6 protein-coding genes are annotated in these 6,955 nt (G+C 63.0%); 4 read left to right on the top strand and 2 right to left on the bottom strand.

Going from position 1 to position 6,955, the window contains the following annotated elements:
- Positions 1-71 precede the first annotated feature (71 nt).
- Both RJQ10_RS07865 and RJQ10_RS07860 read right to left on the bottom strand, forming a co-directional pair.
- Positions 72-1,712, bottom strand: a complete 1,641-nt coding sequence (locus RJQ10_RS07865) for an acetolactate synthase large subunit (RefSeq protein ID WP_350145343.1) — start codon at positions 1,710-1,712, stop codon at positions 72-74.
- 93 nt (positions 1,713-1,805) lie between these two features.
- Positions 1,806-3,146, bottom strand: coding sequence for a sigma-54 interaction domain-containing protein (locus RJQ10_RS07860; RefSeq protein WP_350145341.1), 1,341 nt, complete (start codon positions 3,144-3,146; stop codon positions 1,806-1,808).
- Between the two features lie 223 nt (positions 3,147-3,369).
- Here RJQ10_RS07860 and RJQ10_RS07855 point away from each other — a divergent pair, with 223 nt between their 5' ends.
- From RJQ10_RS07855 to RJQ10_RS07840, 4 genes are all read left to right on the top strand, one after another.
- Entirely contained in the window at positions 3,370-4,722 is a 1,353-nt protein-coding gene (locus RJQ10_RS07855) for a cytochrome ubiquinol oxidase subunit I (protein WP_350145339.1), read from the top strand.
- A 2-nt stretch (positions 4,723-4,724) separates the two neighbouring features.
- A complete protein-coding gene (locus RJQ10_RS07850) occupies positions 4,725-5,717 on the top strand; it encodes a cytochrome d ubiquinol oxidase subunit II (RefSeq protein WP_350145337.1) in 993 nt (330 codons plus the stop codon).
- A 44-nt stretch (positions 5,718-5,761) separates the two neighbouring features.
- Positions 5,762-6,658: an MBL fold metallo-hydrolase gene (locus RJQ10_RS07845; protein ID WP_350145335.1), complete on the top strand. Its 897-nt coding sequence runs from the start codon at positions 5,762-5,764 to the stop codon at positions 6,656-6,658.
- A gap of 45 nt (positions 6,659-6,703) precedes the next feature.
- A partial coding sequence (locus RJQ10_RS07840; RefSeq protein ID WP_350145333.1) for a protein tyrosine phosphatase family protein occupies positions 6,704-6,955 on the top strand: 252 nt, incomplete at its 3' end.

Raw genomic sequence — 6,955 nt, 5'->3', positions numbered from 1 at the left:
TCGCCATCCGCGAGCGCAGCAAGGCTATCTGACCCCCTCTGCCCGGCGGCTTGCGCCCCGGGCCGAGGGGGTCAGATAGCCTTGCTGCGCTCGCGGATGGCGACGTTGAGGGTGGCGTCGTTGAGGCTGTAGTCCACCGGTACATCAATCAGGTGAACGGCGGGTTCCGCCAGGCAGGCCTGTACCAGGGGCTGGAGTTCCCCGGTGGCGCCGACCCGCCAGCCCTTGGCGCCATAGGATTCGGCATAGGCGACGAAATCCGGGTTGCCGTAGTCCAGGCCGTAGTTGGCAAATTTCATGTTGGCCTGCTTCCATTTGATCATGCCGTAGGCATCGTCGCGCAGGATTATGACCACCACGTGCAGCTTGAGTCGCACCGCGGTTTCCAGTTCCTGGCTGTTCATCATGAAGCCACCGTCGCCACAGACCGCAATCACAGCGCGCTCCGGATAGACCATCTTGGCCGCCAGTGCCGAGGGCAGGCCCGCGCCCATGGTTGCCAGCGCATTGTCCAGCAGCAGTGAGTTGGGGAAGGCGGCGGGGTAGTTGCGGGCGAACCAGATCTTGTAGACGCCGTTGTCGAGGGTGACGATGCCGTCCCTGGGCAGGGCGCGCCGGATATCCTTGACGAAGCGCTCCGGCAGGATCGGGAAGCGATCGTCGTCCTCCAGTTCGCGGCGGTGGGTCAGGTAGGCTGCGTGCACCTTGCGGAAGAAATCAAAATCCCACCCGGACTGCACCGTGACCTGTTCCTTGAGCTGCCAGATGCTGTTGGCGATGTCGCCGACCACTTCCAGCTGCGGGAAATACACCGGGTCTACTGCCGCGGACTGGAAGTTGATATGCACCACCCGGGCGCCCCCCGGGCGCATGAAGAACGGTGGCTTTTCCACGACATCGTGGCCCACGTTGAGGATCAGGTCGGCCTTGGCCAGGGCCCGGTGAATAAAGTCGTTGTCGGACAGCGCGGTATTGCCGAGGAACAGCTCGCCGTGTTCGTCCAGCACTCCCTTGCCCATCTGGGTGGTGATGAAGGGGATGCCGGTCTTGTCGACGAACTCGCGCAGCATCTTGCAGGTCAGTTTGCGGTTGGCGCCGGCACCGATCACCAGTACCGGGCTTTTCGCCTGCTCGATCATCGCCACCGCGGCATTGATGGCCTTGTACTCGGCGATTGGCCGGCGCACGACGCTGGCCGGGATCAGGGGCATGTTGGTTTCCTCCGCGGCAATGTCCTCCGGCAGCTCGATGTGAACCGCGCCGGGGCGCTCCTCCGAGGCCAGCCGGAATGCCTCGCGTACGACAGAGGGAATGCGGTCGCCGCTGACGATCTGGCAGGTGAACTTGGTGATCGGTCGCATCATGTCGACGGCGTCGATGACCTGGAAGCGGCCCTGCTTGCTGGTCTTGATCGGCTTCTGCCCGGTGATCATCAGCATCGGCATGGCGCCGAGCTGGGCGTAGGCTGCGGGAGTGACCAGGTTGGTCGCGCCCGGGCCAAGCGTGGACAGGCATACGCCGACCTTGCCGGTGAGGCGACCATAGGTGGCGGCCATGAATCCGGCGCCCTGCTCGTGGCGGGTCAGAATCAGCTTGATGGAGGATTCCCGTAGCGACTCGAGCAGGTCGAGGTTTTCCTCGCCGGGGATGCCGAAAATGTACTCTACACCCTCGGCCTCGAGTGCCTTGATCATCAGGTCCGATGCTTTCATTGTCGTTCCCCCTGTAGCGTGGTCTTGCCCTGGACCCGGTGTGGTGCGCAGGGAGCAAGTCTCACAATAGCATCAGTTCGGCGCCTGCGCCTGTCACTCATCCGCATTGTCGGCACCGAGCTTGCGGTAGAGCGATCGCAGGCTGATGCCGGCAACGGCGGCAGCCCTCTGTTTGTCGCCGCCGCAATGGCGCAGCAGATCGCGCAGATAGTGCTGCTCCCGGGTCTTGAGGTCGGTCCATTCCGCGGCCCCGTCGCGCTGGGGCGCGGCGTCGTCCGCAGGTGCCGGCACAGGCACCGCGAAGCAGCGCTCGATGATGCGGGCATCAATGACGTTGCTGTCGGCGTAGATGATGGCTCGCTCCAGGATATTGCGCAGCTCACGTATATTCCCGGGAAAGCTTTCCCGGTTGAGGCGGCGGATAGCCGAGTCGGTCAGGTGGAAACGCTGCTCCCCCGCCAGTTTGCCGAGAATGGACCGGGCCAGTAGCGGCAGGTCATCCCGCCGCTCCCGCAGGGAGGGCAGGTGGATCGGGAAGGCGTTGATCCGGTAATACAGGTCGCGGCGGAACTCACCCCTTTGCACCATCCCCTGCAGGTCCTTGTGGGTGGCGCAGATCAGGCGAAACTCGGCGCTGCGCAGCTGCGTGCTGCCCACCGCCCGATAGCTGCCGGTCTCCAGCAAGCGCAGCAGTTTTACCTGCATGCCCAGCGGCACATCGCCGATCTCGTCCAGGAACAAGGTACCCCGGTGGGCCGCTTCGAGCAGGCCCGGCTTGTTCTGCGACGCGCCGGTGAAGGCGCCCTTGGTGTGGCCGAACAGCTCGCTCTCGAACAGGGTTTCGGAGAGGCCGGCACATTCCACCGTGACCAGGGGCTGGTCGCCGCGCTGGCTGGCGCAGTGGATGGCCTGGGCGGCGAGCTCCTTGCCGGTGCCCGATTCGCCCAGCAGCAACACCGAAGTGTCATGGCGCGCCACCAGGTTCAGTTGGTTGACCAGCGCGTTGAAGGCGGGGCTGCGGCCTACCATCTGTTGTGTGCTCAGCTCGGCACTGGCGATGTGTACCGGTTTCAGCAGCTCGACAAAGTACAGCAGTTGGCCTCGATCGTCATGGATGGGCAGCATTTCCACATCGACATGCTGGCGACCGGTTGCCGTGAGATGGACGTGGAGGACGCGTTCCTTGCGCCCGCTTTCACGGGCCTCCGCGAGGGGGCAGCTCTCTCCCGCCTGGTCGCAGGGGACGCTGTAGCCATGGGATACCTGGTAGCAGTGCGCGCCGCTGTCTGCGGGAATGTCGCCAAAGCTGTCGCGATAGACATCGTTGGCTGCGAGTATCCGGTAGTCGGCGTCGACCAGTATGGCGGGGCAGTCGTGCCCTTCCAGCATGTGGGCCAGGCGCGGGTCGGCGTCGGTGGAGATGATCTGTGACATGTCATACCTGGCAAGTGTTTTGTCAAATATGGCAGGAAACGCGGGGGCTGGCCAGCCCCACTGCCAGGCGCCCCCGCACTGATCTGGGAAAAAATCATGTAAAACAAGTGGATACAGGTTTCCTGTGCGGTCTGTGCTTTCTGGCACAGGGCTTGCTATCTCCTTGGGCAAAGGCTCGCTCTGGCACGGAGCGCGTCAGCCAGACCTGTATCCGGAGATACCGATGCTTGACGATCCTGTGTTACTGGCGCGAATTCAGTTTGCGGCCAATATCAGCTTTCATATCCTGTTCCCGGCCATTTCCATGGGCCTGGCCTGGCTGTTGTTGTACTTCCGCTGGCGCGGCCTGCGCAGTGGGCAGCGGGTCTGGGACCAGGCCTACGCCTACTGGGTGAAGATATTTGCGCTCACCTTTGCCATGGGTGTCGTATCGGGTATCACCATGAGTTTTCAGTTCGGCACCAACTGGCCGGGTTTCATGGAGAAGGCCGGTAACGTCGCCGGACCGCTGCTGGGTTACGAGGTATTGAGCGCCTTTTTCCTCGAAGCATCCTTCCTCGGCATCATGTTGTTCGGGCGCGACCGGGTTTCGCCGCGCATGCACCTGACGGCGACGCTGCTGGTGGCGGTCGGCACCACCTTGTCCGCGTTCTGGATTCTGAGCCTGAACTCCTGGATGCAGACTCCCGCCGGCTACCGGCTGGAGAACGGTGTGGTGATGGTGGAGAGCTGGCGGGCCGTCATTTTCAACCCTTCGTTTCCCTATCGCCTTGTGCATATGCTGCTGGCGTCTTTCCTGACCTGTGCTTTTCTTGTCGCTGGCGTGAGTGCATGGCGCCTGCGCTCCGGCGTGGGTGGTCCGGGAACGATCAAAGTGATGCGTACGGGCTTGCTGCTGGCTGCGGTCGCGGCGCCCCTGCAGGTGTTCACCGGTGATCTCCACGGCCTCAATACGCTGGAGCACCAGCCGGCCAAGGTGGCGGCTATGGAAGCGGTCTGGGAGACGCAGCGAGGGGTCCCCTTTACCCTCGTTGCATGGCCGGATGAGGAGGCGCGCCGGAACAGGTTGGCAGTGGAAATTCCCTATGCCGCGAGCCTGATTCTCACCCACGATGCCCAGGGCGAGGTTCGTGGCCTCAACGAGTTTCCCGGTGAGCACCCGCCGGTTGCCGCCGTGTTCTGGTCCTTCCGCGTAATGCTCGGTATCGGCACGCTGATGCTGTTGGTGTCCTGGTGGGGAGCCTGGCAAACCCGCGCCGGGCGTGCGCCCGCGCCGGCGCTGCTGTTGGCCCTGTCCTGGATGACATTCTCTGGCTGGGTTGCCGTCCTCGCCGGGTGGTATGTCTCCGAGATCGGTCGCCAGCCCTGGATCGTGCAGGGGGTGCTGAGGGTCGCGGATGTCGCCGCCGATCACCCGCCGGCGACTGTGGCCACGACGCTGTTTGGCTATGTGCTCCTGTACCTGCTGTTGCTGGCGGCCTACATCGGCGCTCTTCGTCACCTGGCTTTGAAGCCGGCGGCATCGCTGGGCGAGCACTCGCCTGATCACTACCCCAACGCGATGTCAGGAGCGTGAACATGGAATACTGGTTGCCCGTTGTCTACATGATGATCATGGGGTTTGCGTTGCTGGTCTACGTGATCCTGGATGGCTATGACCTGGGTGTCGGGATGCTGCTGCCACTGGCCGAGGCCGATGAGAAGGACATGATGGTCGCCTCGATCGGGCCCTTCTGGGACGCCAACGAAACCTGGATCGTGTTGGGTGTGGGAGTGCTGCTGATAGCCTTCCCGCTGGCCCACGGCATTATCCTGAGCCAGCTCTATATCCCGGTCACGCTGATGCTCATGGGGTTGATCCTGCGCGGAGTTGCCTTTGATCTTCGGGTGAAGGCCGGTGACCACCGCAAGGGCCTGTGGAACAGCGCCTTCTTTGCGGGTTCGGTGCTGGCATCAGTGTGCCAGGGCTGGATGCTGGGCGCCTGGGTCACAGGCTTGCAGGGCGGCACCGTTGGTTTGTTGTTCTCCGCGCTGATCGCCGTGGCGCTGCCCGCGCTATACCTGCTGCTGGGCTGTGGCTGGCTCCTGATGAAGACAGAGGGTGCGCTGCTGGAAAAGGCAATCCGCTGGGCGCGCTTCGTGGTCTGGCCAATGGCCGCCGGCCTGCTGCTGGTCAGCATTGCCACTCCGCTGGTCAGCAGCGCGATCGCCGAGCGCTGGTTCAGCCTGCCCAACATGCTGCTGCTGGCGCCGATTCCGCTCGCGACGGCAATCTGCCTGGTGCTCGTTTTCTACCTGCTGGCCCATCCGCGCCTGTTGCGGGAGGGCCTTGGCTGGGCGCTGTTTGCAGCGACGGTGCTTATCTGCCTGCTGGCGACCCTGGGTCTTGCCTACAGCGTGTTCCCGGATGTGATCATCGGCCGGCTGGACATCTGGGAATCGGCCGCGTCAGTGGATTCGCTGTTGTTCACCCTGGTTGGCATCGTCATAACGCTGCCCGTGATCCTTTTCTATACCGTGTATGTCTACCGCGTGTTCCACGGCAGGGCCACCGCGCTCTCCTATGACTGAGTGCGCAAGACGCTGCTTTTTTTACCCTGTTTGAGGAGACTGTTATGCAAGCGAGAAAAACCTGGGAGATGGATCTCAGTTGCAAGCCCGAGGTGGTGCCGTTCTTTGATGAGGACACCAACACGTTTTCCTATGTCGTGCGCGACCCGGATTCCAGAGCCTGTGCGGTAGTGGATTCGGTTCTGGATATCGACTATGCCGCCGGTCGCCTCAGTACCGCTGGTGCCGACAAGATCATCGCCTATATCCGCCAGCACACGCTGCAGCTGGAGTGGATTATCGAGACCCACGTGCACGCCGATCACCTGTCCGCTGCCCCCTATATTCAGGACGCGTTGGGGGGCAAGATCGGTATTGGCGAACAGATCAAGACCGTGCAGGACGTTTTTGGCAAGGTATTCAATGCCGGTACCGACTTTGCCCGGGATGGTTCCCAGTTCGACCACCTGTTTACTGACGGGGACAGCTACCAGGTGGGTGGCATGCAGTGCCACGCCCTGCATACCCCCGGTCATACGCCCGCCTGTATGAGCCACGTCATGGGGGATGCGGTCTTTGTCGGCGACACCCTGTTCATGCCCGATGGCGGCACCGCGCGGGCGGATTTTCCCGGTGGTGATGCGCGGGTGCTGTATCGCTCCATTCACCGTGTTCTCAGCCTCCCGGGGGAGGCCCGTCTGTTCATGTGCCACGACTACATGCCCAACGGTCGCGAGGTGGAATATCAAACCACGGTGGCTGCGGAGCGCGCGGCCAATATCCACGTTCACGAGGGTATTACGGAGGACGACTTTGTGGCCATGCGCGAGGCCCGGGACGCCACGCTGGGCATGCCCAGGCTTATCCTGCCCTCGCTGCAGGTCAACATGCGCGCCGGTCACCTGCCCGACGCGGACAGCAATGGCACGGTGTACCTGAAGCTACCCATCAATCTGCTTTGAGGCAGGGGTGCCCTGTCCCGGCCTTTCCAACCAATGGGAGATTACATGCAGATCAAAGTACTAGACGACGGCCTGACAGTATCCGGCCAGATTGGCAGCGACGACATTCCGGTCCTGGCCGCGCGTGGCGTCCGGCATATCCTCTGCAACCGTCCAGACGGCGAGGGCGCTGACCAGCCGGCGTTTGCCGAGCTCAAGCGTGACGCGGAGGCCGCGGGCATCGAGGCGCACTATCTGCCGGTAACTGCCGGCAATGTGCGCGATGCGGAGGTCGCGGAGTTTGGCCGTCTGCTGGAG

The organism is Haliea sp., assembly GCF_040222615.1.
In the GTDB taxonomy this organism is placed as follows: Bacteria; Pseudomonadota; Gammaproteobacteria; order Pseudomonadales; family Halieaceae; genus Haliea.
The sequence above is the reverse complement of the archived record's forward strand: the minus strand, read 5'-3'. Positions and strand labels throughout refer to the sequence as shown.